At 73.7% G+C, this 25022-nt stretch carries 17 protein-coding genes; 8 read left to right on the top strand and 9 right to left on the bottom strand.

What is annotated here, in order from left to right:
- Window positions 1-10: 10 nt before the first annotated feature.
- From ACFVN3_RS07680 to ACFVN3_RS07660, 5 genes are all read right to left on the bottom strand, one after another.
- The gene (locus ACFVN3_RS07680; RefSeq protein ID WP_378232180.1) at window positions 11-589 is read right to left on the bottom strand and encodes a CueP family metal-binding protein; all 579 of its coding nucleotides are present in this window, start codon (window positions 587-589) and stop codon (window positions 11-13) included.
- 132 nt (window positions 590-721) lie between these two features.
- Window positions 722-1771, bottom strand: a complete 1050-nt coding sequence (locus ACFVN3_RS07675) for a phosphotriesterase (RefSeq protein ID WP_378232179.1) — start codon at window positions 1769-1771, stop codon at window positions 722-724.
- Entirely contained in the window at window positions 1768-2865 is a 1098-nt protein-coding gene (locus ACFVN3_RS07670; protein ID WP_378232178.1) for a DMT family transporter, read from the bottom strand. The genes ACFVN3_RS07675 and ACFVN3_RS07670 overlap by 4 nt, the downstream gene beginning before the upstream one ends.
- Before the next feature lie 36 nt (window positions 2866-2901).
- The gene (locus ACFVN3_RS07665; RefSeq protein WP_378232176.1) at window positions 2902-3822 is read right to left on the bottom strand and encodes a ribokinase; all 921 of its coding nucleotides are present in this window, start codon (window positions 3820-3822) and stop codon (window positions 2902-2904) included.
- The gene (locus ACFVN3_RS07660) at window positions 3822-4565 is read right to left on the bottom strand and encodes a glutamine amidotransferase (protein ID WP_378232175.1); all 744 of its coding nucleotides are present in this window, start codon (window positions 4563-4565) and stop codon (window positions 3822-3824) included. The genes ACFVN3_RS07665 and ACFVN3_RS07660 overlap by 1 nt, the downstream gene beginning before the upstream one ends.
- Window positions 4566-4738: 173 nt before the next feature.
- Between ACFVN3_RS07660 and ACFVN3_RS07655 the strand changes: the two genes are divergently transcribed.
- From ACFVN3_RS07655 to ACFVN3_RS07640, 4 genes are all read left to right on the top strand, one after another.
- The gene (locus ACFVN3_RS07655) at window positions 4739-5761 is read left to right on the top strand and encodes a LacI family DNA-binding transcriptional regulator (RefSeq protein WP_378232174.1); all 1023 of its coding nucleotides are present in this window, start codon (window positions 4739-4741) and stop codon (window positions 5759-5761) included.
- Between the two features lie 322 nt (window positions 5762-6083).
- Window positions 6084-10643 carry a TIM barrel protein gene (locus tag ACFVN3_RS07650; RefSeq protein ID WP_378232172.1) on the top strand — a complete coding sequence of 1520 codons (4560 nt, stop codon included), beginning with the start codon at window positions 6084-6086 and terminating at the stop codon, window positions 10641-10643.
- 224 nt (window positions 10644-10867) lie between these two features.
- Window positions 10868-12046: an iron-containing redox enzyme family protein gene (locus ACFVN3_RS07645; RefSeq protein WP_378232171.1), complete on the top strand. Its 1179-nt coding sequence runs from the start codon at window positions 10868-10870 to the stop codon at window positions 12044-12046.
- Window positions 12043-12270, top strand: coding sequence for a CDGSH iron-sulfur domain-containing protein (locus ACFVN3_RS07640; RefSeq protein ID WP_378232170.1), 228 nt, complete (start codon window positions 12043-12045; stop codon window positions 12268-12270). The genes ACFVN3_RS07645 and ACFVN3_RS07640 overlap by 4 nt, the downstream gene beginning before the upstream one ends.
- Here ACFVN3_RS07640 and ACFVN3_RS07635 read toward each other — a convergent pair.
- Both ACFVN3_RS07635 and ACFVN3_RS07630 read right to left on the bottom strand, forming a co-directional pair.
- Window positions 12246-12794, bottom strand: coding sequence for a hypothetical protein (locus ACFVN3_RS07635; RefSeq protein ID WP_378232169.1), 549 nt, complete (start codon window positions 12792-12794; stop codon window positions 12246-12248). The two genes, ACFVN3_RS07640 and ACFVN3_RS07635, sit on opposite strands and share 25 nt — an antisense overlap.
- Complete coding sequence (locus tag ACFVN3_RS07630) at window positions 12791-13996, bottom strand: zinc-dependent alcohol dehydrogenase (protein WP_378232168.1); 1206 nt, start codon at window positions 13994-13996, stop codon at window positions 12791-12793. Before ACFVN3_RS07630 ends, ACFVN3_RS07635 begins: the two co-directional genes overlap by 4 nt.
- A gap of 257 nt (window positions 13997-14253) precedes the next feature.
- Here ACFVN3_RS07630 and ACFVN3_RS07625 point away from each other — a divergent pair, with 257 nt between their 5' ends.
- Window positions 14254-15312 (top strand): aromatic acid exporter family protein, encoded by a 1059-nt coding sequence (locus ACFVN3_RS07625; protein ID WP_378232167.1) that lies wholly within the window; start codon window positions 14254-14256, stop codon window positions 15310-15312.
- A 141-nt stretch (window positions 15313-15453) separates the two neighbouring features.
- Here the strand turns inward: ACFVN3_RS07625 and ACFVN3_RS07620 are convergent, their stop codons facing one another.
- Both ACFVN3_RS07620 and ACFVN3_RS07615 read right to left on the bottom strand, forming a co-directional pair.
- Entirely contained in the window at window positions 15454-19350 is a 3897-nt protein-coding gene (locus ACFVN3_RS07620) for a PQQ-dependent sugar dehydrogenase (protein WP_378232166.1), read from the bottom strand.
- 313 nt (window positions 19351-19663) lie between these two features.
- Window positions 19664-20254 carry an SHOCT domain-containing protein gene (locus ACFVN3_RS07615; protein WP_378232165.1) on the bottom strand — a complete coding sequence of 197 codons (591 nt, stop codon included), beginning with the start codon at window positions 20252-20254 and terminating at the stop codon, window positions 19664-19666.
- A gap of 186 nt (window positions 20255-20440) precedes the next feature.
- On the opposite strand from ACFVN3_RS07615, the gene ACFVN3_RS07610 reads away from it, so the two are divergent.
- The 3 genes from ACFVN3_RS07610 to ACFVN3_RS07600 are packed head-to-tail and all read left to right on the top strand — an operon-like array spanning window position 20441 to window position 25015.
- The gene (locus ACFVN3_RS07610) at window positions 20441-20824 is read left to right on the top strand and encodes an SHOCT domain-containing protein (RefSeq protein ID WP_141387988.1); all 384 of its coding nucleotides are present in this window, start codon (window positions 20441-20443) and stop codon (window positions 20822-20824) included.
- Between the two features lie 10 nt (window positions 20825-20834).
- Window positions 20835-22295 carry a hypothetical protein gene (locus tag ACFVN3_RS07605; protein WP_378232164.1) on the top strand — a complete coding sequence of 487 codons (1461 nt, stop codon included), beginning with the start codon at window positions 20835-20837 and terminating at the stop codon, window positions 22293-22295.
- 56 nt (window positions 22296-22351) lie between these two features.
- Window positions 22352-25015 (top strand): LuxR C-terminal-related transcriptional regulator, encoded by a 2664-nt coding sequence (locus ACFVN3_RS07600; RefSeq protein ID WP_378232163.1) that lies wholly within the window; start codon window positions 22352-22354, stop codon window positions 25013-25015.
- Window positions 25016-25022: the final 7 nt, after the last annotated feature.

Here is a 25022-nt window from a genome sequence, read left to right as displayed (position 1 = left end):
CCGCCCCGTGTCAGGCGAGCTGGAGCGTCGTGAGGCAGGTGGGGTCGTCGTCGCCCGTCGAGACGGTCGTCGTGCCGACCCGCCCCTCGTGCTCCACACGCAGCTCGGCGTCCACGTCGCGAGGGAGCCAGAGGCCGACGAACCCGTTCGCGCCGAGCGTCGTGTCCTCCTCGACGAGGACCTCGCCGGTGGCCGCGTCGACGACCGTGACGGACACAGGCTCGTCCGCGAGCTCGCCCTGGCACGTCGTCAGCGAGTGGTAGAAGCACTCGTGCGTCTTGTCCACGAAGGGTGCGACAGAGAGGTAGAACGTGTCCTCGGGCAGCGGGACCGTGGTCTCGTACGACTCGTCCGCGAGCACGAGCTCCGCCGCGTGGACCGAGGCGACGAGGTCGGTCGGCCGGTCGGCCGTCTCGAGCCCTTCGAGACGGTCCACGACCTCCTGGCCGCTGAGCCCTGCGAGGTCGTGACGGCCGAGCAGGGCGTCCAGCGCGGAGGGTTCGGGGGAGCCGCCGGAGCAACCGGCGAGCACGAGCGCGGTGGCGGCCACGGCGGCCACGAGGGTCGGGAGGGCACGTCGTCGTCTCATGCGCCGATCCTCTCAGAGCGCAGGCCCGTGACCAGGGCCGGAGGTCCCGGGGACGCGACGGCCGGGCCCCGACGTGAGCGTCGGGACCCGGCCTGGGGTGCGGCGGTGTGCGAGCCGACGGCGGATCCGCCGTCACGCGGTGAGCATCGCCACCGGGTTGTCGTGCGTGAGGCGGGCGAGCACGTCGCGCGGCACGCCCCGGGCGGCGAGCATCTCGGTGAACACGGTCGGGACGTACGCGAACCCGTTGCCGCCGTGCTGCACCCACATCTGCTTGAGGAACACGTCGTGGCTGAGCAGCACCTGGCCCGCGTGCCCATCCTCCACGAGGCGCTGCACGGCGGCCGCGGTCGTGTGCGGGTCGGGGGAGACGCCCTCTTTCGGGAAGGTGATGTCCATGCCGACCATGTCGAACTCGAGCCAGACGCCGCGCTCGGCCACGGACCGCTGGTAGTCCGGGTCGTCCGCGGACGGGTCCATGTGGCACAGCACGACCTTCTCGGGCCGCACGCCCACCTCGTCGAGCACGAGGTCGAGCACCTCGTGCGCGCGTCGCTGCCACCCCGGCAGGTGCACCTGGAGCGCGACGTGCGGGTGCTCGCGCTGCGCGAGGGCCGCCGCGCGCAGCGACGCGGCCTCGCCCGCCGTGAACGACGGCGAGACGCCGATCTCGCCGATGACCCCGGGCCGCACGCCGGTCTCGCCGATGCCGTCGACCAGCTCGGCGACGATCGCGGCCGCCTGCGCGTCGACCGCCGCGGCGGCGATGCGGTCGCCCTCGAACTTCTCGAGGTACGCGCCGCAGCCCGCGACGACGTGCAGGCCCGTCCGGCGGGCCACCTCCGCGAGGCGCTCGGGGTTGCGCCCGATCGCCGCGCTCGACGTCGCGTCGACGATCGTGCGCCCGCCCAGCGCGGCGAAGCTCTCGAGCTCCGCCGCGACCGCGGCGACCGGCTTGTCGGCGATGTTGTCCGCGCAGCAGTACGGGTCCTGGCGCAGCGCCCACGCGACCGACGCGGAGACCGGAGCCTCGACGACCGCCTCGGAGAAGCGGTAGCTCGGCGGGTCGAGCACGCCCGACAGGTCGTTGAACAGGTGCTCGTGCGGGAGCGTGAGGCCGAGGTCGGCGGCCGCGGCGCGGCCGGTGACCGTCTGCACATGGCCGGCGGGCGTGACGCTCATCGACCGCTCGCCTCGCCGCCCGCGACCGCCGCGGCCACGGCGTCCTCGCGATCGCCGTCGCCCGGCTCGTCGGGGTGGGCCGCCTTGCCCGACGGGATCATGCCGATCCCGGCGGCCACGAGCGCGATGACGGTGCCGATCACGGTCGCGACGTGCACGGTGTGGCCCAGCGCCGGGATCGCGGCGTCCAGGACGAGCGAGCCGACGAGCTGGCCCGCGACCGAGGCGAGGCCGAGCAGGAGCAGCCCGAGGCCGCGCACGAGGAGCGCCATGAGCGCGATGGACAGCAGGCCCAGCGGACCGCCGAGGTACATCCACCACTCGCTCGGGAGCTGGAAGTCGACGCCGCCCACGGCCGCGCGCACGAGGTACGCGATCAGCAGGGCGGTGAAGCCCACGAGGAAGTTCCAGCCGATCGAGACGAGCATCGACCCGGTGACGTCGGCGACGGCCGCGTTCCCGGCGGGCTGCCAGCCCGCGAGCAGGCCGCCGACGAACGGCATGATCGCGAGGACGATCGTGTGCGGCACGGAGAAGCTCGGCGAGATGACGACGACGGTCGCCGCGATGGCGAGCGCCGCGCCGAGGAGGCGCGTCGTGGTGAGGGGCTGCTTGACCGACGCCGTGACGCCGAGGCGGTCGCAGATGACGCCCGAGATCACGAGGCCGGAGATGAGCGAGATCTGGAACGTCGCGACGCCGAGGACGCCGACGGTCACGCCCTCCGAGAGGACGATGACGGCCCCGCACAGTCCCGCGAGGTAGTTCCACCACGGGATCGTGCGCGAGCGGATCAGGCCGGGGATCGCGAGCGCCTCGCGCCGGGTGGCCGGGCGGGCGAACACGACGACGAACATGAGGACCAGGCCGGTCCCGAACGAGATGAGCGCGGCGGCGTGCCCGTCGCCGATCGTCTTGCCGAGCTGGCCGTTGACGGCCGCTTGCATGGGACCGAGGGCCCCCGCGAGGACGGTCGCGACGACGAGCAGGGCGGTCGCGGTGTCCTTGACCCTGCTGCGGCGGGCTGACGAGTTCAGAGCACCTCCCTGAGTGCCGGACGGGGAACCGGTGGTCGCCGGCGTGGTGTGCTTCATTGCGTGACCGTGCCTTCCTCCGACGGTACGTCGGACTTAGCTGTGGAGCGGAATCCTGGTGCCCTCGGGGGCCAGGTCGGTGGCGCGCGGCAGGGAGTCGACGGCGCCGTGGCGGGTGGTGGTGGAGGCGGCGACGCGCGCCGCCCAGCGGGCGGACTCGACGAGGTCGCCGCCGTGGAGGAGGCCGTCGGCGAGCGCCGCGCAGAACGAGTCGCCGGCGGCGGTCGTGTCGACGGCGTCGACGCGCTCCGCCGGGACGGTGACGGGTGCGCGTCCTGCGGGGACGACGAGCGCGCCGTCGGCCCCGAGGGTGACGACGACGTCCCCGGGGTGGTCGAGCGCGCGCACCATGGCGAGCACCTCGTCCTCGCCGGCCGGCTCGTCGCTCGCGCCGACGAGGGTCGCGAGCTCGAACCGGTTGGGCGCGAGCACGCGGAACGCGGCGCGCACGTCGGCGGGCAGCGGGACGGCGGGCGCGGGGTTGAGGACCGTGGTGCCCGTCGCCGTGGCGGCGACGGCGCGCAGGGCGCCGAGCGGCGTCTCGCACTGGCACAGCACGGCCGCCGCGTCGCGGACGAGGTCGGCGCGGTCGGCGACGAAGGCCTCGTCCACGACGGCGTTCGCGCCGGGCTCGATGACGATGGTCGACTCGGGCTGCTCCCACAGCACGACGGCGACGCCGGTCGGCCGGTCCGCGGTCGCGAGGCCGTCGAGGACGAGGCCCTCGGCGGCGAGGCGGCGCCGGATCGCGCGGCCGTCGTCGTCGTCCCCGACGGCGCCGACCATCGCGACGCGCCGCCCCAGCCGCGCGGCCGCGACGGCCTGGTTGGCGCCCTTGCCGCCGGGGGAGCGGACGAGGCCCGTCGCGGAGACGGTCTCGCCCGAGCGGGGCAGGCGGTCGACGGTCAGTCTGAGGTCCATGTTCAGGCTGCCGACGACCACCACGTCGGGCGTCATCAGCCCGCGAGCCAGGTGACGGCCTGGCCGAACAGCGGGCCGTAGCCCGCCCATTCCATGAACTCGCGCGGGGCCCAGTGGGGGGAGATGTCGGAGGCGAACGCGAGCGTGCGCCCCTGGCCCTCGGTGCGGACGGCCACGAGCGGGCGGCCCTCGATGGTCGCGAGGACGGTCGCGTCGGGCTTGGCGGTGAGGCGCTGGTAGCCGAGGAGGATCGGCCACTCGCGGTCGAGGCCGGCGGTGACGGGGTGCTCGACGTCGGTCCGGGTCCCGCCGATGCCCTCGGGGGTCTCCTCGCGGTCGTCGTAGGGGAGGATCTCGACGGGCAGGACGGCCTCGACGGCGGTGCCGTGGTAGTTCGCCTTGGCCTGGAACCCCTGGAAGCTGAGGTAGCCGCCGGCCATCATGAGGCCGCCGCCGCGGCGGACCCACTCGGCGAGGAGCTTGAGCCGGTTCGGGAACGGGCGCCCCTGGGAGAACACGACCGGGGGCAGCAGGAGCGAGTTGGCGCCGATGTCGGACAGGATCACGACGTCGAAGGCGTCGAGCTCGTCGAGCGTGGAGGGGAAGTCCTCGGCCACGAGGTGCGACGGCAGGTGCGTGACCTCGTGGCCCTGCGCGGCGAGCGCCTCGAGCAGGCGCGCGCACCCGATCTCGAGCTGGGCGTGGGGGAACGCGTCGTACCCCTTGTAGTCGGTGGTCGCGTTGATCCACGACTCCCCGGCGAGCAGAACCCGGCTCATCCCGGCCTCCTTGCGATCAGGTCGCGCCGCGGCGTCGGTGACGACATTGCGCAACGTTGTGTGACGTTGCGCAAGACCGTAGGGTGGAGGTGCTCGGCCTGTCAACACCGTCTGCTCGGCGGGGTGCCGGTAGGGTGCAAGGGTTCTGGGACGCGAGCCGCTGGAGGGGAGCCATGACGCTCACGCGTGTTGCGCAACGAGCCGGCGTGTCGGCCTCGACCGCCTCGCGCTACCTGCGCGGGCAGCTCAACGTGCAGCCGGAGACGGCAGCGCGCATCGATGCCGCCGTGCGCGAGGTGGGATACGTCGTGCCCGCACCCGCCCCGGCCCCGCGCGAGGAGGAGCGCCGCGCGGGCGTCGTCGCGCTCGTCGTGCCCGACTTCGTCAACCCGTTCTTCACCGCGCTCGCGGAGGAGGTCGCGCGCCTCGCGGGCGACCGACGCATCCCGCTCGTCGTGGCGCTCTCGACGCGCCACGGGGACGCCGAGTCGGGCCTCGGCCAGCTCCTCGCGAGCGACGGGTCGCTCGGCGGCGTCGTCTACGTGGGCATGTCCCGCACCGACGACCGGCTCGCGCGCGCCGTGGCGGACGGGCTGCCCGTCGTCGTCATCGACGAGGAGGTCGACCTCGACCTGCCCGTCGAGACCATCACCGTGGACAACTACGGCGGCGCCTACCAGGCCACGAGCTACCTCGTGCAGCAGGGGCACCGGCGTATCGCGCACGTCGCCGGGCCCGCCGAGCTCTCGACGACCCAGGACCGCCTGCGGGGCTACGTCGACGCGATGCACGACGCCGGGCTCGACGTCGACCCCGACCTCGTGCGCCACGGCCCGTACACCGAGCAGTTCGGCGCCTCGACGTTCCCCTACCTCACGCGGCCCGGGAACGCGCCGACGGCCGTGTTCGTCGGCAGCGACATCGTCGCCGTCGGGATGCTGGGCGCGGCCGAGCTGCACGGCATCTCCATCCCCGAGGACCTCTCGGTCGTCGGCTGCGACGGCATCCGCGTCGGGCAGTGGCTGCGGCCCAAGCTCACGACGCTCGAGCAGCCGGTCGCTGCGCTCGCGCTCGCCGCGACGGACGCGATCGAACGGTCGATGACCGGCGAGCGCCGCGCGGGGTCGCCTGCCCGTACGGTCCTGCCGCTGCACCTCGTCGTGCGGGGATCGGTCGCGCGGGTCGCGACGCGGTAGGTCCGAGGTCGACGAACCAGGGCAGGGGTGGGCAGCTGGCTGCGCACTCAACCGACCGACTTGCAGTGAATAGTCGCCGAAACAATTGCTCACAGATTTCGACTTTTGACTTGGCAACAGCGAAAGCCGCCCGTACTGTCGGACCAGTGCGACGGCGGGGCATCGCACCGTCCGTCGCACCGGGCCTCACGTTCGAGGCCCACCCATCCGGAGCCGACCGATCAGCGGAGATCGTCGTGCAGCGGCGTCAGGAGCGCGCGTGCGTGCCTGTGCGGCTGGTCCGGCGATCGCCGTCTTCTCGTTACGCGTCAAGGAGGACGTTGTGCACAGACGAACGATCACGAGCCGTCGCAGGCTCGCCCGACGAGGTGTCGCCGCGGTCGTGGCCGCCGCGGTGCTGGTACCACTCTCGATCAGCGCGGCCGGTGCCCACCCCGGCCACGAGGAAGCGACACCGGCCGCCGACGAGGCGACCGACTGGAACAGCTACGAGAAGGTGCTGCTCAGCAAGAACACCGGTGAGCCCATCGACCTCGCCGTCCTGCCCGACTCCCGTGTCCTGCACACCGCGCGCGACGGCGTCGTGCGCCTCACCGACTCCGCGACGGGCCTGACCACCCAGGTCGCGGACCTCGACGTCTACTCCAACTCGGAGGACGGGCTCCAAGGCATCTCGCTCGACCCGGACTTCGAGGAGAACCACTTCCTGTACCTGGTCTACGCACCCCGCGTGATGGAGGGCACGTCGCCCTCGGGCGTGGAGTACCCCGAGACCACCCCGACGGGGAGCGCGCCGAACTCCCTGCCGGCGGGCGAGGACGAGAGCTACTGGGACCAGTGGCTCGGCTACAACCAGCTCTCCCGCTTCACGTGGGACCCGGCGACCGCCGCGATCGACCTGTCCACCGAGCGCGAGATCCTCAAGGTCGACGCGCAGCGCGGGCAGTGCTGCCACGTCGGCGCGGACATGGCGTGGGACGACGAGGGGAACCTGTTCCTCTCCACCGGTGACAACACCCCCGCCAGCACCCCGGGCGCGAACGGCTACGCGCCCAACAACAACGCCCCCGGCATGAACCCGGGCTTCGACGACCGTCGCGGCGCGGGCAGCACGAACGACCTGCGCGGCAAGATCCTGCGGATCAACCCGATCGAGGACCTCGCCGCCGGCACCGAGGTCGGTCCGGGGAGCACGTACACGATCCCCGAGGGCAACCTCTTCGACGACCCGCAGTACGACGACGTCCGCGACCTGGTCCGCGACGAGACCTACGTCATGGGCCTGCGCAACCCGTTCCGCATCGACTACGACGTCGAGTCCGGCGCGCTCGTGTGGGGCGACTACGGCCCCGACGCGGCCACCGCGAACCCCGACCGTGGCCCCATGGGCTACGTCGAGTGGCAGCTCACGACCGAGCCGATGAACGGCGGCTGGCCCTACTGCCACGGGCCCAACGCCAACTACAACGAGTGGGACTACGCGACCCAGACGCCGGGCGACTTCTTCGACTGCGAGGCCGGCGCCGAGAACAACTCGACGTGGAACACCGGCCTGGACGTCCTGCCGCCCGCGACCGCGCCGCAGGTCTACTACGGCGACAACCCGGGCGACCAGCCCGAGGTGCTCGACCCGCTGACCGAGTGGGGCGGCGGCGGCCAGGCCCCGATGGGCGGCCCGATCTACCGCTACGAGGAGAACCTCGACTCGGACGTCAAGTTCCCCGAGTACTGGGACGGGCACCCGCTCATGGCGGAGTTCTCCCAGGACTACGTCGCGGCGTTCACCCTGGACGAGCTGACCTCGGCCGGCCAGGTCACCGCGGTCGAGGACTTCCTGCCGAACGCGCACCTGGAGACGGTCAACCAGCCGATCTGGGACAACGTCATGGACATGGAGTTCGGCCCGGACGGCGCTCTGTACGTGCTGGAGTACGGTGACGGCTTCTTCCGCCAGAACCCGGACGCCGGCCTGTACAAGGTCGTCTACGGGTCGGAGAACACCCACCCGCGGGCCTTCATCGACGCGGACCCGGTCTCGGGCAGCACCGCCCCGCTCGAGGTGACCTTCGACGCGTCGGCCTCGACCGACGCCGAGACCCCGGCCGGCGAGCTCGTGTACGACTGGGACTTCGACTCCGACGGCGTGTACGACGCCCAGGGCGTCACCGTCACGCACACGTTCACCGAGCTCGGGCAGTACGACGTGCAGCTGCGCGTCACCGACGCGGGCGGCAACTTCGGTCTGGCGATCCAGCAGGTCACGGTCGGCAACACCGCGCCCGTCATCACCCTGGACCAGCCGGACGGTGCGATCTTCAACTGGGGCGACGCCGTCCCCTACACCGTCTCGGTCGAGGACGCCGAGGACGGCAACCAGCCGACGTGCCGCAACATCCAGTACACGTTCGGTCTGGGCCACAACACGCACGCGCACCCCGAGGTGAGCGGGCGGGCCGCGGACACCGCGGACGGGTGCGGCTTCACGATCCAGACCAGCCCCGACGCCGTCGAGCACGGGGAGGGCGAGAAGATCTACGGCACCCTCGTCGTGACCTACACCGACCAGGCCCAGGGCGACGTCCCGGCGATCCGCGGCGAGGCCACGCACATCCTCAAGCCCGAGGAGCAGCAGGCCGAGTGGTACGACGCGGCCGAGGGCATCGAGGTCGCGGACGACGCCGAGGCCGACGCGGGGAAGTACGTGACCTCGCTCGACGAGGGCGACTCGTTCTCGTACCAGCCGATCGCGTTCACGCACGCCCCGACCGGTGAGGCGATCAACAGCGTGACCATGATCGGGCGCGGCGAAGGCACGGTCTCGCTGGGCTGGGTGGGCGCGGACGGCGAGACCGTCGACTCGCTCGCCGAGTTCCGCTTCGCCGGCGACACCTGGAAGGACGCCAACCGCACGCTCACCGAGGTGCCGGAGGGTACCGGGACGCTCGTCGTGACGAGCACCGGTGGTGTGGACGTCGACAACCTGACCTTCGGGCGCAACGTCGTCGTCCCGGCCGACCAGGTGTCCATCCAGCTCTACTCGCTGATCCCGTGGGTCCGGGCAGACGGCCAGCAGGCCGTGCTCGACCGTCTGGGCGAGATCGGGTTCCAGAACGTCGAGCCGTACGGTGGCAACTACGCCGGCCTGACGGGCGAGGAGTTCCGGGCTCAGGCGGACGCGGCGGGACTGAAGGCGCCGTCGTCGCACTACAACGTGGGCGAGGCGGACTTCGACACGACGCTCGAGTACGTGGGCGAGGTCGGGCAGCAGTACGTGGGGTCGGGTGGCTTCCCCTCCCCGGGGATCGGCACCTACGAGAACACGCTGGCCACGGCCGCGGCGATGAACCGCCTCGGTGAGCGGGCCGTGGACGCCGGGTTCGAGAAGTTCTTCGGCCACAACCACGACCGCGAGTTCACCACGAAGTACGTGCACGACGGCGTCGAGATGTCTGCGTGGGAGATCCTCGTGGCGGAGACGAACCCGGAGTACGTGACGTTCGAGGTGGACGTCGCGTGGGCCGCTCACGCCGGGGTCGACGTCGCGGCGCTGCTCGAGCAGCACGGCGACCGGATCGAGCTCCTGCACATCAAGGACGCGACCGGGCTCGGCTCGAGCATCAGGTTCACGAACCTCGGTGACGGGGACGTGCCCCTCCAGGGCATCCTGTCCGCCGCGGCCGAGGCCGGTGTCGTGTACTACGTCATGGAGTACGACCAGGCCCCGGACGGCGAGGACTTCGCCACCACCGGGTACGAGTACCTCACCGGCGAGCCTGCGGGCGGTCCGGACGAGCCCACCGAGCCGGTCATCGTCCCGGTGGACCAGGTCTCGATCCAGATGTTCTCGCTGATCCCGTGGGTGAACGAGGTGGGCCTGCCGGCCGTCCTCGAGCGCCTGTCGGAGATCGGGTTCGAGAACATCGAGCCGTTCGGCGGCAACTTCGCGGGCTACACGGCGGAGGAGTTCCGGGCGCTGGCCGACTCGTACGGCCTGAGCGTGAAGTCCTCGCACTACAACGTGAACGAGGGCACGTTCGACGAGACGCTCGACTTCGTCACGACGCTGGGCCAGGAGTACGTGGGTTCCGGCGGGTTCCCGCAGCCGGGGATCGGCACGTACGAGAACACGCTGGCGACGGCCGAGGCGATGAACCGCCTCGGTCAGCGCACCGTGGACGCGGGGCTGGAGAAGTTCTTCGGCCACAACCACGACGGTGAGTTCCGCACCACGTACGAGCACGACGGCGAGACGCTCTCGGCCTGGGAGATCCTGGTCCGCGAGACCGACCCGGAGTACGTGACGTTCCAGCTCGACGTCGCGTGGGCCGCCCACGCGGGCGTCGACGTGCCGGCGCTCATCGCGGAGTACGGCGACCGCATCGAGCTCCTGCACGTCAAGGACGCCACCGGTCTGAACGCGGGCGGCCGCCCCACGTTCACCAACCTCGGTGACGGCGAGGTGCCGCTGCAGGAGATCCTCGCCGCGGCCCAGGAGGCGGGGGTCCGGTACTACGTCATGGAGTACGACGTGGCTACCGACGGCGAGGACTTCGCCACCACCGGGTTCGAGTACCTCACCGGCCAGCCGGCCGGCGCGAACGAGCGGACGGTCACGGTGACGGCGCAGCCGCGCTGCCTCGCGGGCAAGGCCTACCTCGCCGTCCGTGCGCTCAACGACGAGGACGTCCCGCTCGACATCACGATCGAGACGCCCTACGGCAGCAAGACCTTCGAGGACGTCGCACCGGGCAAGAACGCCTACCAGTCGTTCGGCACCCGGTCCGACGAGCTCGGCGCCGGCAGCGTCAGCGTCGCGGCGACCGACGCGGAGGGAGGCACGGGCACGGTCACCGCGGAGTACGACGCCCTGTCGTGCGGCTGACCACGGCCTGACAGCGGCCTGACGGCCAGGTGAGGCGGACGTCCGACGCCGCCTCACCTGGTCGCACCACCGGCGGCCCGGGTGACGAGACCCCTCGTCACCCGGGCCGTCGGCATGCCGGGGCCCGTGGTACGGCCGCTGGGCTCGCGAGCAGGGCCGAACCTGGACAGCATGGCGGTGGTGTCGAGCAGGGGCGCCGACCACGCCAGAGCGAGGAACCCCCCATGACCTCCACCGCCGTGCCCGCGCAGGTCTCGGACACCGCAGCGGCGACCGCGACCTCTCCGACCACCGCCGGGACCGTGTCGGGCGCTCCCGCGGCGCCGGGTGCGGGGCGCCTGCCGATGCCACAGCCTCGCGGTCCCCTGACCGCCGCGCTCCTCTCCGCGCTCGGCGCGGGTGCGCCCGGGGACGACGCGGCCGAGCGGCTGCGACCCGTCCGGGACGTCGTGCCCGCCGCGCTGGACGGGGCCACCGGCGCGCTGCTCCGGGACGACGACGTCCAGCTCGCCCTCACGGTCCTGTACGAGCTGCACTACCGCGGGGTCGACGGCGTCGACGACGCCTGGGAGTGGGCGCCGGCCCTGCTCGCCGTCCGCGCACGGCTCGAGGCCCCGTTCGAGACGGCGGTGCGCGAGCGCGCCGGGCAGCCGGAGTGCGCGACGACGGACGCCGCGGGCGTCGCCCGGCGGCTCTTCGAGCTCGCCGCCGCCGACGACGGACCGAGCCTGTCCCGCTACGTCGCCCGGCGCGCCGACGCCGAGCAGGCGCGCGAGCTCCTGGTGCTGAAGTCGCTGTACCAGCTGAAGGAGGCCGACCCCCACACGTGGGCGCTCCCGCGGATCTCGGGCGCGCCCAAGGCCGCCCTCGTGGAGATCCAGGCCGACGAGTACGGCGGGGGACGGCCCGGACGCATGCACGCGGAGCTGTTCGCGCGCACGATGCGCGGGGTCGGGCTCGACGACACCTACGGGCGGTATGTCGACGCGGTGCCCGCCGTGGTCCTCGCGGCGGTCAACACGATGTCCCTGTTCGGCCTGCACCGCCGGCTGCGCGGGGCGATCGTCGGGCACCTCGCCGCGTTCGAGATGACGTCGTCCGTACCGAGCCGCCTCTACGGGAACGGGTTCCGCCGCCTCGGCCACGACGCGGACACGACCTGGTACTTCGACGAGCACGTCGAGGCGGACGCGGTGCACGAGCAGATCGCCGGGCGGGACCTCGCCGGCGGCCTGGTCGAGCAGGACCCCACGATGCTCGACGACGTCCTGCTGGGGGCGGCCGCCTGCCTCGCCGTCGAGGAGGACGTCGGCGCGTTCGCGCTCGACCGCTGGGAGCGGGGGGAGTCGGCGCTGCGGATCCCGATCGGTCCGTCCGGGGCGACCGGGGGAGGCCGAGGGTGACGGGGAATCCGCGCGCGGCGCGCACCGAGGAGGTCGTCGTGACGGCCTGCCCCGACGGTCCGCTGCTCGTGCGCGGGCCGGTGCGGCTCGTCGACCAGGCGGGGCGAGAGATCGAGCGGCACCGCGCGACCGTCGCGCTCTGCCGGTGCGGCGGGACGGCGATCCCGCCGTGGTGCGACGGCACGCACAAGGTCAACGGCTACCGCAGCGGTGACGAGTCCTGAGGAGGTGCAGGGGGAGCAGCCGCGGACGGTCGCGTCAGCACCGCCGGCCGCAGGCGGTCGAGCAGCGCCGTCAGGTCGTCCACCTGGCGTCGCGCCTGCCGGTCGAGCTCCGCGAGGCGCGCCCGGTCGACGTCGACGTCCGCGGGGAGCTGGGCGAGGGATCGCCACCCGCTCTGCTTGCCCATGACCGCCGAGCGTAGGAGCTCGACCTCCAGGAGGGCCGAGAGCGGCGAGGACCGGGACAGCCGTCCGTTCGGCGCGAGACGTCCGACCCGCTCGCCCGCGGCGGCGAGGACGATCTTGGTGCGACTGGCCCGAAGGCCGAGGCGCTCGGTCGCGGCCAGGAGGAACGCACGCTCGTCCCGAAGCTCGTCGGCCAGCGGGCCCAGGACGGCGCCCACGGGCGTCCCGGCGTAGGCGCGGGCCATCCTCGCGACGCGGCGCACCCCGACCGTCGCGCCCGCCACGTGGTCGTCGAGGTAGATCGCCAGCAGGTCGCGGTCGGTGCGCCGGGTGCCGGTCATCGAGTCACCTCGGACCACGGGTCGAGCACGACCTTGACGCAGCCGTCCTCCTTGCGCTGGAACATCCCGTACGCCGCGGGCGCGGACTCCAGGGAGAGCCGGTGCGTGCGCAGGTCCAGGACCCCGAGCGGGTCGGAGGCGTCCGCGACCAGGGGCAACAGGGTGTCCGTCCACCGGCGCACGTTGGCCTGTCCCATGCGCAGGGTCAGCTGCTTGTCGAAGAGCTGCATCATGGGCAAGGGGTCCTTGGCACCGCCGTAGACGCCCGAGACGGAGACCGTCCCGCCGCGGCGGACGAGGTCGAACGCGGCGTACAGGGCCGCGAGGCGGTCGGCCCCGGCGCGCTCGGTGAGCGGGCCGGAGAGCAGGTCGGGCAGCAGGCCCACCACCTTCTGCGTCGCCTCCGCGACGGGAGATCCGTGCGCCTCCATGCCGACCGCATCGATCACGGAGTCGGCACCGCGACCCGCAGTGAGGTCGCGCACCGCGGCGGGGAGGTCGTCGACGGCCGTGGGATCGAGCGTCTCGACGCCGTGCCGCTCCGCCATCGCCCGTCGTTCCGGGACGGGGTCGACGCCCACGGCGCGCGCCGCCCCGCGGTGGAGCGCGATCCGCGCGGACATCTGCCCGACGGGGCCGAGGCCCAGGATCACGGCCGTGCCGCCCGGCGGGACGTCGGCGTACTCCACGGCCTGCCACGCGGTGGGCAGGACGTCCGAGAGGTAGAGGTAGCGCTCGTCGGGCGTTCCGTCGTCCGGCACGACGACCGGCCCGTACTGCGCCTGCGGCACGCGCAGGTACTGCGCCTGGCCGCCGGGCACCTGGCCGTAGAGCCGGGTGTACCCGAAGAGTGCCGCACCCTTGTCCTGGGAGCGCACCTGCGTCGTCTCGCACTGGGTCTGGAGGCCGCGCTCGCACATCCAGCAGCGCCCGCACGCGATGTTGAACGGGATCACGACGCGGTCGCCGACCTGCAGGCTCCCGGCCTCCGGGCCGACCTCCTGGACGACGCCCATCGCCTCGTGGCCCAGGACGTCGCCCGCATCGAGGAACATCCCGAGTACCCCGTAGAGGTGCAGGTCGGAGCCGCAGATCGCGGTCGAGGTCACGCGCACGACCGCGTCCGTCGGTTCCTCGATGCGCGGGTCCGGCACGTCCTTGACGCTCACCTTCTCGCGTCCCTGCCAGGTCAGTGCTCGCATGGGTCGTCGTCCTTCCGTGGTCGTGCCGACCGCGGCGGCGTCAGCGGGCCCGAGACGCCACCGTGCCCGACGGCGTCGGCGGGACTCTGCACCGACGCCGCCAGTGAAGCACCGGTCCGTCCCACTCACCTCCCACGCCGCCCGTGCCTCCGGGGAGGCGAGACGTGCGGGTGCGGGCACGACGGGTGATCCTCGTGCTCGTGACGACGGACGACGGAGCAGCGCGCGGTGCGGCGGGCGGGCGTGGACGAGCCCGCGTGCGTCGCGCCGTCGCCGCCGCGGAGGGCCGATGGGTGCGGCATCCCCGCTGGTCGCTCGCGCTCAAGGGCGCGATCGCCGCCGCCCTGGCGTGGTACGTCGGGGTGCTGGCCCCGGCGCCCTTCTCCGACTACCCCTACTACGCCCCGCTCGGTGCGGTGGTGGCGACGACGAGCACGCTCGCACGGTCCGTCCGGGAGTCGGTCCAGGCGATCCTCGCGATCCTCGTCGGGGCCGTCGTCGCGCGCGGCGTCGACCTCGTCCTCGCGCCGAGCGCGCTGTCGGTCGCCCTCGTCGTCGGGCTCGCGCTGCTGTGCTCGGGGTGGCACCGGTTCGGCCAGATGGGCACGTGGGCGGTCACCTCGGCGTTGTTCGTCCTCATCATCGGCAACGCGGCCAAGGTGGAGTTCGTGGGGGCGTACGCGGGGCTCGTCGTCGTCGGTGCGGCGATCGGGGTCGGCGTCAACCTGCTGGTCCCGCCGCTGCCGCTGACGCCGTCGGGAGACGCGCTCGCGCGCCTCCGCGACGTGCTCGCGGACCAGGTCGACTCGCTCGCCGACGGGCTCGAGGGCGACCTTCCGCCGTCGCCGGAGCAGTGGCAGGAGCGCCGCCGCGAGGTCTCCCCGACCCTCGCTCAGGCGCGAGAGGCGATCGCCCGGACCCGTGAGGCTGCTCGGGCCAACGTCCGGCTGCGGCGGCACCGCGACCGGGCCGCGACCCAGGTGCGCCGGGCGGCAGCGCTCGACACGGCCGCGGAGGTCGTGGACGACCTCGTGCGCCTGCTCGTCGAGTGGGAGAGCACGGAGCGCGACGTCGTCGCGCTCGGTCCCCGGCTGCGCCCGTCCGCCGCGACGGCGCTGCGGGCCTACGGCCGCGCCCTGGCCGGGGTCGGGCCCGGGCTGGTCGACCAGGGGGTGCTCGCGGAGGTCGACCGGGGCGTCGACGCGCTGCGCCGGGAGGTCCTGCGGACCCGGCAGGAGGTCGACGAGGACTACTTCGTCGCCGGTGCGGTCGTGCTCGCGCTCCGACGGGGCGCGGCGGCCCTCGCAGCCACGTGACTCTCCGCGACGCGCGGCGGCCGAGCACGCACGAACCGCCCCGGTCCCGCGGGCTGGTCGGACACAGCCGCTGCGGAGCCGGGGCGGTTCACGCGGTCGGGAGCTCCAGGTCAGGAGCTCAGGGGTCGCACGCCCACGGGGTCACCCGCAGGCGTGCGCCGCGTGCTCGACGACCACCTCGCTCGACACCTCCTCGCCGTCCACCGTGGCGGTCGCGGCGACCGTCACAGACCCGGCGTCGAACGACGTCGCTCGCGACGCGAACGACTGGTACGCGGCCTGGCCCGGCTGGACGTCGGCGACGGTCCGGGACCCGAACGCCGTCGTCAGGGTCACGTCGGCCGGCACGTCCGACGCGTTCGTCGCCGCGACGGCGAGGTACGCCTTGCCCGCGAGGCACCGCGGGGAGACCACCACGTCGAGCTCGACCCCGGCCGGCTCCGCGGCCGGCGTGACCACGAGGTCGCGCAGGCTGCCCGTGTTGTCGAACGACCCGAAGCCGGCGCGACCCTCGGTGAACGTCGTGTCGTTCGCGGTGAGGAGCGGGGTGTCGAGGCCGTCGAGGTAGACGGCGATGTCGCCGCTGTCCGCGCAGCGCACGACGCGCACGTCATGCCACTCCTCGTCCGTGACCGCCGGCGGGGCGCCGACCGCGCCGTCCCACTGGTCGTCGATCCGCTCCCGGTCCTTGCCGTCGACCTTGAAGATGCCGTTGTGGGCGTAGATCGTGTTGTCCTGCGAGAGGTGGGCGTAGTAGTACTCCGTGTCCGACTGCCAGCCGAACACCACGATCACGTCCCGGTTGTTCACCGAGGCCGGGGCGTCGAGCTTCACCTCGGCGTCGAGCGCGAACGAGCCGAGCTCGGGACCCTCGGTGAGGACGGCGTACTCGAACGGGCGGCGGATGCCGTCGTTCGGGTTGTCGCCCACCTGGGCGAGGACGACCGCGTCCCCGGGGAACTGCCACTTCGACGGCGTCCGCGGCGCCCAGTTCTCGGCCGCCATCACGTTCGTGATCGGCTCGCCCGCCGGTGCGCACGACGGCGGCGCCGGGGGCTCGACCGGCTGCGCGCCGAACCGGGCGTACTGCGCCGCGACCTGCTCCGGCGTCGGGACGGTGTCGAGGAACATGAGGTCGTCCATGCGGCCGTGGAACGGGTTGGCCTCGCGCGTGTCCTGCGGGAAGCTGCCGCCGATCTTGAGCCCCGCGGGGTCGGTCGGGGAGGTCGCCCCCGCGCCCCACGGGTTCGAGGCCGTGTACTCGCCCTCGAGCTCTTCGCCGTTCATGTAGAGCTTCATCTCGCCGCCCGCGAAGTCGAACGTCGCCGCGAGGTGGACCCAGCGGTTCCGCTCGAGGATCTGGTCCCACGGCAGGTCGGCCGCGAACGTCCAGGACCCGGCGCCGTCGACCCGGCGGCCGAGCGCGACGAGCTTGAGCTCGTTCCCGACCGTGATGACCTCGAGCAGCGCGCGCACCGCGTGGCCGTCCGAGGTCCCGGTGAGGACGCCCGCGAGCCCGATCGCGTTGTAGCGGTCGTCGGGGTTCGCGGTGCCGGAGTTGAGGGCCGGGTGCTCGCCGGTCGGCTTGAACCACCCCATGACCGAGATCTCGTCCGCGCCCGCGAAGGCGCCGAGCGAGTCCACGCCCGCAGGGTCGTAGACGCCGGCCTTCCAGTCGTCGTTCGACGCCGTGAGCGGGCTCATCTGCTGCGTCTGCAGTGCTTCGCCCGCGCCCGGGTAGGCCCGGTCGGCCATGCGCATCTCCACCCCGCCGTTGACGAGCTGGATGTTCGTGCCGGACCAGCCCTGGTCCGCCTCCCACGTCGTCGAGCCCGCGACCGGGTGGTCGAAGTCGTAGTGCGCCGCGACGTTCCCGGCGAGCTCGGGGAGCACGACGGGCGAGGACGCCCCGACGCGCCGCGCGTCGGTGACCTGCCAGATCTTCCCGTTGGCCTTCGAGATCAGGTACAGCTCGCCGTCGGCGTCGGACCCGAAGCGCAGGTCGACACGCTGGTCACCGACGAGCTCCTGGAACGTGGTCTCCTGACCGTCGGCGAACACGCGCAGGTGCTCGATCTCGGCGAGGTCGTCGAGGTCGCCGTCGTTGCGCACCATCTCGTCCGCCTCCGTGCTCAGCACCCAGCCGCGTACGAGGTCGGTGAAGAGGTAGCGCCCGCGCAGCTCGGGGATGTCGCCGCGGTAGACGAACCCGCCGTTGAGCGCGACACCCGCGTCCCCGGTCTGGCCGGGGTCGCGGTTGTGGTCGTACGCGGCCACGGGGTACGTGAAGCCGTTCTCGGCGTCGTCCGCGGGCAGCGGGTAGATCTGCCGGTTGTCCGCGAGGAACGACCCCTCGCGCACGGACCAGCCGAAGTTGTCGCCCGGCTCGACGGCGTACACCGACTCGACCTGCCACTCGCCGATGTGCCCCAGGTACATGGTGTGGTCCCCCTCGGGGTCCCAGCTGATGCGGTGCGGGTCGCGCATGCCGACCGCGTAGATCTCCGGCAGCGCGCCGGCCGTCCCGACGAACGGGTTGTCCGCCGGGATCCCGTACTGCCCGTTGGCGCTGTCGTCGCCCAGCGGGTCGATGCGGAAGATCTTGCCCTGGGGCGTCGCGAGGTTCTGCGGGTTGCCGTTGCCGACGCCGTTGCCGCCGTCGCCCACGAGGACGTAGAGGTTGCCGTAGTCGGCGTCGCCCTCGGAGACCGTGGGGTTGAACGCGATCTGCTGCACCGTGTGCACGCGGCCGGCGAACGGCACGCGCAGGACCTCGCGGCTCGTGCCCTCGAAGACCGGTGCGGACGGGTCGGTCGCCTTCCACTCGGTGACGACGCTGTGGAACTGGGTGTTGCCGTACGCGGGGTAGTCCGGGGTGTCCTCCGTCAGCGCCGTGCCGCCCTCGGTGTGCACCGTGTAGAACAGGCCGTTCTCGGCGAAGTCGGGGTGGAACTCGGCGGAGCCGAGACCGGTGCCGAGGCCCGCGCTGTTGTGGAAGTTGTCGAGGAACTGCTGGCGCACGTCGAGGTACGGCACGTGCTCGCCAGTGTCCTTGTCGACCGTGTAGAGGACCGCGTTGTTGTCGGGCACCATGAGGCGGCCCGAGCCGTCCGGGATCTCGTCGAGGTGCGTGATCCGGTTGTGCCGCACGAGGCGCTGGTCCTGCGTCGCCGGCGTCGTCTGCGACGTGGGGAGCTGGGCGAGCTCCGTCACCTCGATCCCGAGCGTCGACGGCGTGGGGTCCGGCAACGGGTTGAGCAGCGGCTCGTTCGGCGTCGTGCCGCCCGCGGCGCAGTCGGCCGGGTTGCCCGTCGGGATCGCGAGGTTCTGCCCGGCCGTGTCGACCGCGACGTCGTCGAGCATGAGTCGGCCCGCGCTGCTGGCGCCGTTGATCCAGAAGAACCGGTCGAGCGCCGAGGTCACGCCCTGGCGGAAGCCGAACTGCTGCTCCGTTCCCTCGGGCAGCCGGGTGATCTCCTCGTACGGGCCGCCCTGGCTGTAGACGCTGACCTTGTCCGTCGCGTTGTCGGCGACGATCCAGACGCACTGCCACGTGTCGCGCGACCAGACGCCCGCGGGCTTGAAGGCGCCGCCGTCGCGCACGAGCATCACGTCGTTGTTCTGGTTGTTCACGTACGCGCGGCTGTGCGCGTAGTCGGACGGCGCGTCGAGGTCGGTGATGCCGAACGACGTGTCGACGCTGCCCGTCCGCAGGAAGCGGAAGAACACGGTCCCGGTCGTGCCGTCCGCGATCCCGGGGACGGCGCGGTGGGCGCGCTGGGTGCCCCCGACCATCTCGAGGACCTGGTTGTTGCCGTTGAGCGGGTCGGCGATGACCCGGGCGGCCGACGAGGCGGACCAGCCGTCCTGGCCGTTGAGCGCGGTGCGCTGGTAGGCCTCGAAGCTGAGGACCTCGCTGAACTCGTCCGCGGCCTCCTCCGCGGCCGCCGGTGGTCCGAGGAGGGTTCCCCCCAGGACGGCCGCGAGGGAGAGGGCGATCGCCGCTCTCCCTCGTCGGCTCGAATGCGTAGACGTCATCGTCTGCTCCGTTTCGTCGGGTGGCGCTCGCACGACATCGGTGAGCGCTGTCATGTCCCGACCCGCCGGCCGTCCGTCGCCGGGTCGGGTTCCTGCACGCCGCCGGTCACCCTCGACCGCGTCGTTGCGCCGGGGCCCGCACGGGCCGCGCGCACGGTCGGTGGCGGCCCCTCGGCCGCCGCGTCCTGCTCTCCCGTCCGGCTCGAGCTGCACGTCCGTGTGCGCGACCCTCGCAGCGTAGGGAAGGCGCTTTCCGAGTGTCAAGGGACACACGCCGGTCGCGTTCGTGGGCGCGGCCACGGCGTTCGACGGGTCACCGTCCGAGGATGCGTGCCTTCTGCTCCGCGAGCTCGGCGTCCGTGAGCACGCCCTGGTCGCGCAGCGCCGCGAGCTCGCGGAGCTGGGAGATCGTCACGTCCATCGCGGCAGTCGCGTCCGCGTCGGGGGCGGGGTCCGCGACCGGCTCCCGGTCCGAGCTCGGTGCCGCGGGGGCGGCCGGGGGAGCGGTGGGCGACGCCTCGTCGCCGGCCGCGGGCGAGCGCAGGCCCGCGACGACCGCGAGGAGCCCGGACAGATCGGTGTCCCGCAGCCGGTAGGAGGTGAGCGACGCCGGGAGGGCGCGGCCGACGTCGCGGAGCATCTGCTGCACCAGCGCGCCCACGGGGCCGCGGACGACGACCTCGACGTCGGCCCGCTGCCCGGGCGCTGCGGTGCGCAGCTCGAGCAGGTCGAGGCCGAGCGCGGCGAGGCGCTGGAGCAGCCCGTACAGCGCGGCCTGGTCGCGCACCGTCGCCTCCAGCAGCGTGCACTCGGCGGTCCGGTGGACGCCGAGCTCGGCCAGGTCGGCAGCGGGGAGCGCCACGGGTCCCAGCACCGTCACCTCGACCATCGTCGTGCCGTCCATGCGCCTCTCCCGGGTCGCCCACGTCGGACCAGGATGCGTGCGCGCCGGGCGGCGCGGATCACCCGGTGCGGGTGCACCCGGGCGGCACGCCGTCGACTACCCCCGGCGGGTGAGCACGTCGGCGCGCCGGCGACCCACAGTGGGACCGTCACGGGACGTCCGTGACCTGGACGCGAGGGGTGCTCGATGGACGGCTTCTGGGACTGGTTCTGGCTCATGGTGTGGTGGTTCTTCTTCATCGCGTACCTCGTCGTGCTGTTCCAGATCGTGGCCGACCTGTTCCGCGACAAGGCGCTCAGCGGCTGGTGGAAGGCGCTGTGGATCATCGCCCTGATCTTCGTGCCCTACCTGTCGGCGCTGGTCTACGTCATCGCCCGCGGGCGCGGGATGGCCGAGCGGCACGCCGAGGAGGACCGCGCGCGGCGTCAGGTGATGGACGACTACGTCCGGGCGACCGCGAGCACCGGGCGCTCGCCGGCGAGCGAGATCGCGGACGCGAAGGCGCTCTACGACGCGGGGACGATCGACGCCGACGAGTTCGCCCGCCTCAAGGCGCGAGCGCTCGCCTGAGGAAACCGTGATGGCCGACGAGGACGAGCCCGCGACCGGGGCGGGGACCGGTGGCGCGACCGACGACGGTGGCGCGACCGACGACGTCGCGGCACGGCTCGCGGCGCTCGAGCGCGAGAACGCGGACCTGCGCCGTCGGCTCGAGGCGCGGCCGACGACGGGCGGCGGGGGGACGGGGACGAGCACGGAGTCACCGACCGCCGTGCGCCGCCCCCGGCGCCGGCTGCGGGCCGTGGCGTGCGCGGTGCTCATCACGCTGGGGGCGCTCCTGGCCCCGCTCGGCGCGGTCTCGGCGTGGGCGCAGCGCGAGCTGACCGACACCGACCGGTACGTCGCGACGGTCGGCCCGCTCGCCGCGGACCCGGTCGTGCAGTCCGCGGTCGCGGGACGCCTCACCGAGGTGGTCATGTCCCGCATCGACGTCGGGGCGCTCGTCGACGACCTCGTCAGCGGGCTGGAGGAGCGGGACGTCCCGCCGCGCGCCACCCAGGCGCTCGCCGCGCTCGAGGCGCCGCTCCAGAGCGGCGTCGAGTCCCTGGTGCACGAGACCGCGACCCGGCTCGTCGAGAGCGACGCGTTCGAGGGGGCCTGGCTCCAGGCGAACCGCGTGGCGCACCAGCAGCTCGTCGCGGTCATGCGCGGGGAGGACGGCGACATCCTCCAGGTGGACGACGGCAGCCTCAACATCCAGCTGTCCGGTCTGATCGACCTGCTCAAGGAGCGGCTCGTCGACCGCGGGCTCGGCGTCGCCGCTCGCATCCCGTCGGTCGACGCGACGTTCACCATCGCGCAGTCCGCGGAGCTCGTCATGCTCCAGAACCGGTACGCGCAGATCGTGACGCTCACGACGTGGCTGCCGTGGGTCGCGCTCGGCCTGCTCGCCGCCGGGGTCCTCGTCGCCAACCGTCGGTCGCGCGCGCTCGTCGTCGCGGGGCTCGCGCTGACGGGGGCGATGGTCGCGCTCGGCGTCGGGCTCGCGGTCGCGCGCGGCCTCTACCTCGGTGCGCTCTCGGGGCAGGTCCTGCGGCTCGACGCGGCGGAGGTCGTGTTCGACCAGGCCGTCGGGTACCTGCGCCTCACGCTGCGCACGGTCGGGGTGCTCGGCCTGGTCGTCGCGCTCGCCGCGTACCTGGGCGGGTCGAGCGCGTCCGCGCGCAGCCTTCGTGCCGGGCTGGGGCGCGCGGGCGCCGCGGTACGCGGGTGGGGCGAGGGGCGCGGGGTCTCGGCGGGTCCCGTCGGCGACTGGCTCGGACGGCACAAGGCGTTCGTGCGCGTCGTCGTCATCGGTGTCGCCGCTCTCGTCCTCCTCCTGGCGGGTTCGCTGACACCGGGCCTCGTGGTCGGCGTCGCGCTCGTCGCCGGACTCCTGCTCGTCGTCGTCGAGGTCCTCGCTCGGCCCCCCGTGGTCCCCGGTCCCGCGGGCGACCCGGTCGGTCCCGTCGCGCCACCGCCCGGGGCCGGCCCGGCCTGACGAGCTCACCCGACGTTCGCCCTGCGCTCTCCCGACCCCGGGAATAGCCTGCCCTCATGACCTCGGTCGAGCCACGTGCCGAGCAGGAGGACGTCGCGCGCGTCGCCGACACCTCCGAGTCGCTGCGTGCCCGGACCTCGGTCCCCGAGCTGCCCCGCTCGACCGTGCCCCGCCCCGCGATCGAGACCTTGGTCGCCGCCGCGGCGACCCGGCGCCTGACCCTCGTGTCGGCCGGCCCCGGCTGGGGCAAGACGACGGCGGTGGCACGCTGGGTGCGCGGCGGCGCCGGGGCGCGGGTCGCGTGGCTCACGCTGGAGCCGTTCGACGACAAGCCGGCGGCGTTCTGGGCCGATGTGCTCGCGGCGCTGCGTGCCGCCGGAGCCGTCCCCGCGGGACACCCGCTCGAGACGCTCGTCGTGCCGCCGCGCCTGTCCCCGGCGCTCCTGCGCCGCATCCTCGCCGCGATCGAGCTGCTGCCCGAGCCTGTCGTGCTCGTGCTCGACGACTTCCACCACGTCGCCCGCTCCGACGTCGCGGCGACCGTCGACGACCTCCTGCGCTACCCTCTGCCGCTGCGTCTCGTCGTGCTCACGCGCGTCGACCCGCTGGTCCGGCTCCAGCGGCTGCGCGCGCAGGGCGAGGTCGCCGAGGTCGGCGCCGTCGACCTCGCGTTCGACACGACGGACGTCGCGACGCTCGCCGAGGCCCACGGTCGGCCGCTGTCCCCGGCCGGCGCGGACCACGTGCTCGAGGAGACCGGGGGGTGGGCGGTCGGCGTCCGCCTGCGGGTGGAGGCTGCGGACGCCGCGAGCCGCGCACGCGCCGACCGCTCGGCGGCGGAGTTCCTCCTCGCGGAGGTGCTCGACGGGCAGGACGCCGCGACGCGGCGCTTCTTGCTCCGCACGAGCGTCGCCTCGGCGGTCTGCCCGGACCTGGCGGCCGTCCTCGACCCGGAGGCGCCGGCGGAGCGGCTCCTCCCTGGCCTCGCCGCCGCCGACGGCTTCGTCATGACGGCGGGCGAGGACCGCACCTGGTACCGCTACCACCCGCTGCTGCGCGAGATGCTCCTGAGCCAGCTCCGGATCGAGGACCCGGCCTCCCTGCGCGCGGCGCACCGCGCGGCCGCACGGTGGTTCGCCCAGGACGGTGAGGCGCTGCGCGCGCTCGAGCACGCCGCGGCCGCGGAGGACTGGGTGCTCCTGGGGGAGATCTTCGTCGAGAGCGCGGCCGCGCAGCTCGCGGGGCCGCACCGCGAGTCGGTCGCCGAGACCCTGCGACGCGTGCCGTACGCGACGATCGGGGTGGACGCGCGGCTGCACCTGTGCGCCGGCGCGCTGGCGTACGTCGACGAGCGGTTCGACGCCGCCCGTCAGCACGTCGTGACGGCCCGCGACCTCCTCGACCCTGCCGAGCAGCCCGCCGCGGCCGTGCTCCTGGAGCTGCTCGACGCGTCGATCGCGCGCGCGACGGGCGACGTGCGCGGCCTCGCGACGGCCGCCGGCGCCGCCCTCGCGACCGCGGACGGGGCGCCCTACCCGTTCCTTGCGCTCGACACCTATCGAGGCCTCGCACAGGCCCACCGCGCCGCGGGCCTGGCCTGGTGCTCGGTGGGTCAGGAGCCGGCGACGTCCTCGTTCCCGCTCGCGCCGCCTCCCGGTCGTGACTGGCGGGCCCCTCAGCTCTTCGTCCTGGGGGCACGTGCTGCGGCGTCGCTCCTCGCGGTCGCGGAGGGCCGGCTCGACGAGGGCGACGCGGTCGCGCGGGAGGTCGTCGCGGAGGCCGAGCCCCGGGGATGGGACGGGTACGCCCACGTGCGCCCGGCGCACGCCGCCCGGGCGTGGGTGCTGTACCTGCGCGCGTCGGACGACGCCCTCGACCGGGAGCTCGCGCACGCGCTGGCGGCCGACGCCGGCGGGCGCGAGCCGGCGTCCGAGGCGGCCGTCCGGCTCCTCCAGGCCCTGGCCGCGGCGGACCGCGGGCATGCCGGGGCCGCGCGGCACGCCCTGGTCGCGGCCGACCGTGCGCTCGGGCCCGTCGCGACGCCACCGGTCCTCGCCGACCTGTGGGTCCGGGCGACGGCAGCGGTCCGGCTGCTCGACGACGGGACGCAGCCCGCGCTGCCGGTGCGGGTCCGGCGGGAGGGGCTGGGCACGGCCGCCGTCGTCGCGGTGTGCGGCGCGCGCGAGCTGCTCGCCACGGGGCGGACCGGGGCCGCGCTGCGCGCCGTCGCGGGGCTCGTGGACGCGGGGGAGGGCGAGGTGGACGACGTCGTGCGGGTCGAGGCGGCGCTCGTCGAGGCGTCCGCCCTGGCACGGGCAGGCACCCGCCGCGTCGAGGTCCCGCTGGCACGCGCCCTGGACGTCGCGGCCGTCGAGCGGGTCGCGCGCCCGTTCCTCACCGTCGTCGTGCGGGAGCTGCGCCCGGCTCTCGCGCGCGCGGTCGCCGCGCGCGGCGACGCGCTCGCCCAGCAGCTACGGGCTCACCTCGACCCCGCGGACCGCGCGCCGGAGCCGGCCCCGCTCGTCGAGCCCCTCACCGAGCGGGAGCTGGCGATCCTCGCGGTCCTGCCGTCGATGGCCAGCAACGTCGAGATCGCCGAGGACTTCTTCGTCTCGGTGAACACCGTGAAGGCGCACCTCAAGTCGGTCTACCGCAAGCTCGGCGTGAGCTCTCGCCGCGACGCCGTGCGTCGGGCCCGCGAGCTCGGCGTCGTGGCCTGAGACGCCG

Origin of the sequence: Cellulosimicrobium sp. NPDC057862 (assembly GCF_042797035.1) — a bacterium.
Classification (GTDB): Bacteria; Actinomycetota; Actinomycetes; order Actinomycetales; family Cellulomonadaceae; genus Cellulosimicrobium.
This window is presented reverse-complemented; position numbering and strand designations above follow the sequence as displayed.

Coding starts and splice junctions, on each gene's coding strand:
- ACFVN3_RS07635 (WP_378232169.1), bottom strand. CDS start 12,794: ATGACCGGCACCCGGCGCACCGACCGCGACCTGCTGGCGATCTACCTC.
- ACFVN3_RS07605 (WP_378232164.1), top strand. CDS start 20,835: ATGGCCGACGAGGACGAGCCCGCGACCGGGGCGGGGACCGGTGGCGCG.
- ACFVN3_RS07660 (WP_378232175.1), bottom strand. CDS start 4,565: ATGAGCCGGGTTCTGCTCGCCGGGGAGTCGTGGATCAACGCGACCACC.
- ACFVN3_RS07600 (WP_378232163.1), top strand. CDS start 22,352: ATGACCTCGGTCGAGCCACGTGCCGAGCAGGAGGACGTCGCGCGCGTC.
- ACFVN3_RS07665 (WP_378232176.1), bottom strand. CDS start 3,822: ATGACGCCCGACGTGGTGGTCGTCGGCAGCCTGAACATGGACCTCAGA.
- ACFVN3_RS07610 (WP_141387988.1), top strand. CDS start 20,441: ATGGACGGCTTCTGGGACTGGTTCTGGCTCATGGTGTGGTGGTTCTTC.
- ACFVN3_RS07670 (WP_378232178.1), bottom strand. CDS start 2,865: ATGAAGCACACCACGCCGGCGACCACCGGTTCCCCGTCCGGCACTCAG.
- ACFVN3_RS07615 (WP_378232165.1), bottom strand. CDS start 20,254: ATGGACGGCACGACGATGGTCGAGGTGACGGTGCTGGGACCCGTGGCG.
- ACFVN3_RS07620 (WP_378232166.1), bottom strand. CDS start 19,350: ATGACGTCTACGCATTCGAGCCGACGAGGGAGAGCGGCGATCGCCCTC.
- ACFVN3_RS07645 (WP_378232171.1), top strand. CDS start 10,868: ATGACCTCCACCGCCGTGCCCGCGCAGGTCTCGGACACCGCAGCGGCG.
- ACFVN3_RS07680 (WP_378232180.1), bottom strand. CDS start 589: ATGAGACGACGACGTGCCCTCCCGACCCTCGTGGCCGCCGTGGCCGCC.
- ACFVN3_RS07675 (WP_378232179.1), bottom strand. CDS start 1,771: ATGAGCGTCACGCCCGCCGGCCATGTGCAGACGGTCACCGGCCGCGCC.
- ACFVN3_RS07630 (WP_378232168.1), bottom strand. CDS start 13,996: ATGCGAGCACTGACCTGGCAGGGACGCGAGAAGGTGAGCGTCAAGGAC.
- ACFVN3_RS07655 (WP_378232174.1), top strand. CDS start 4,739: ATGACGCTCACGCGTGTTGCGCAACGAGCCGGCGTGTCGGCCTCGACC.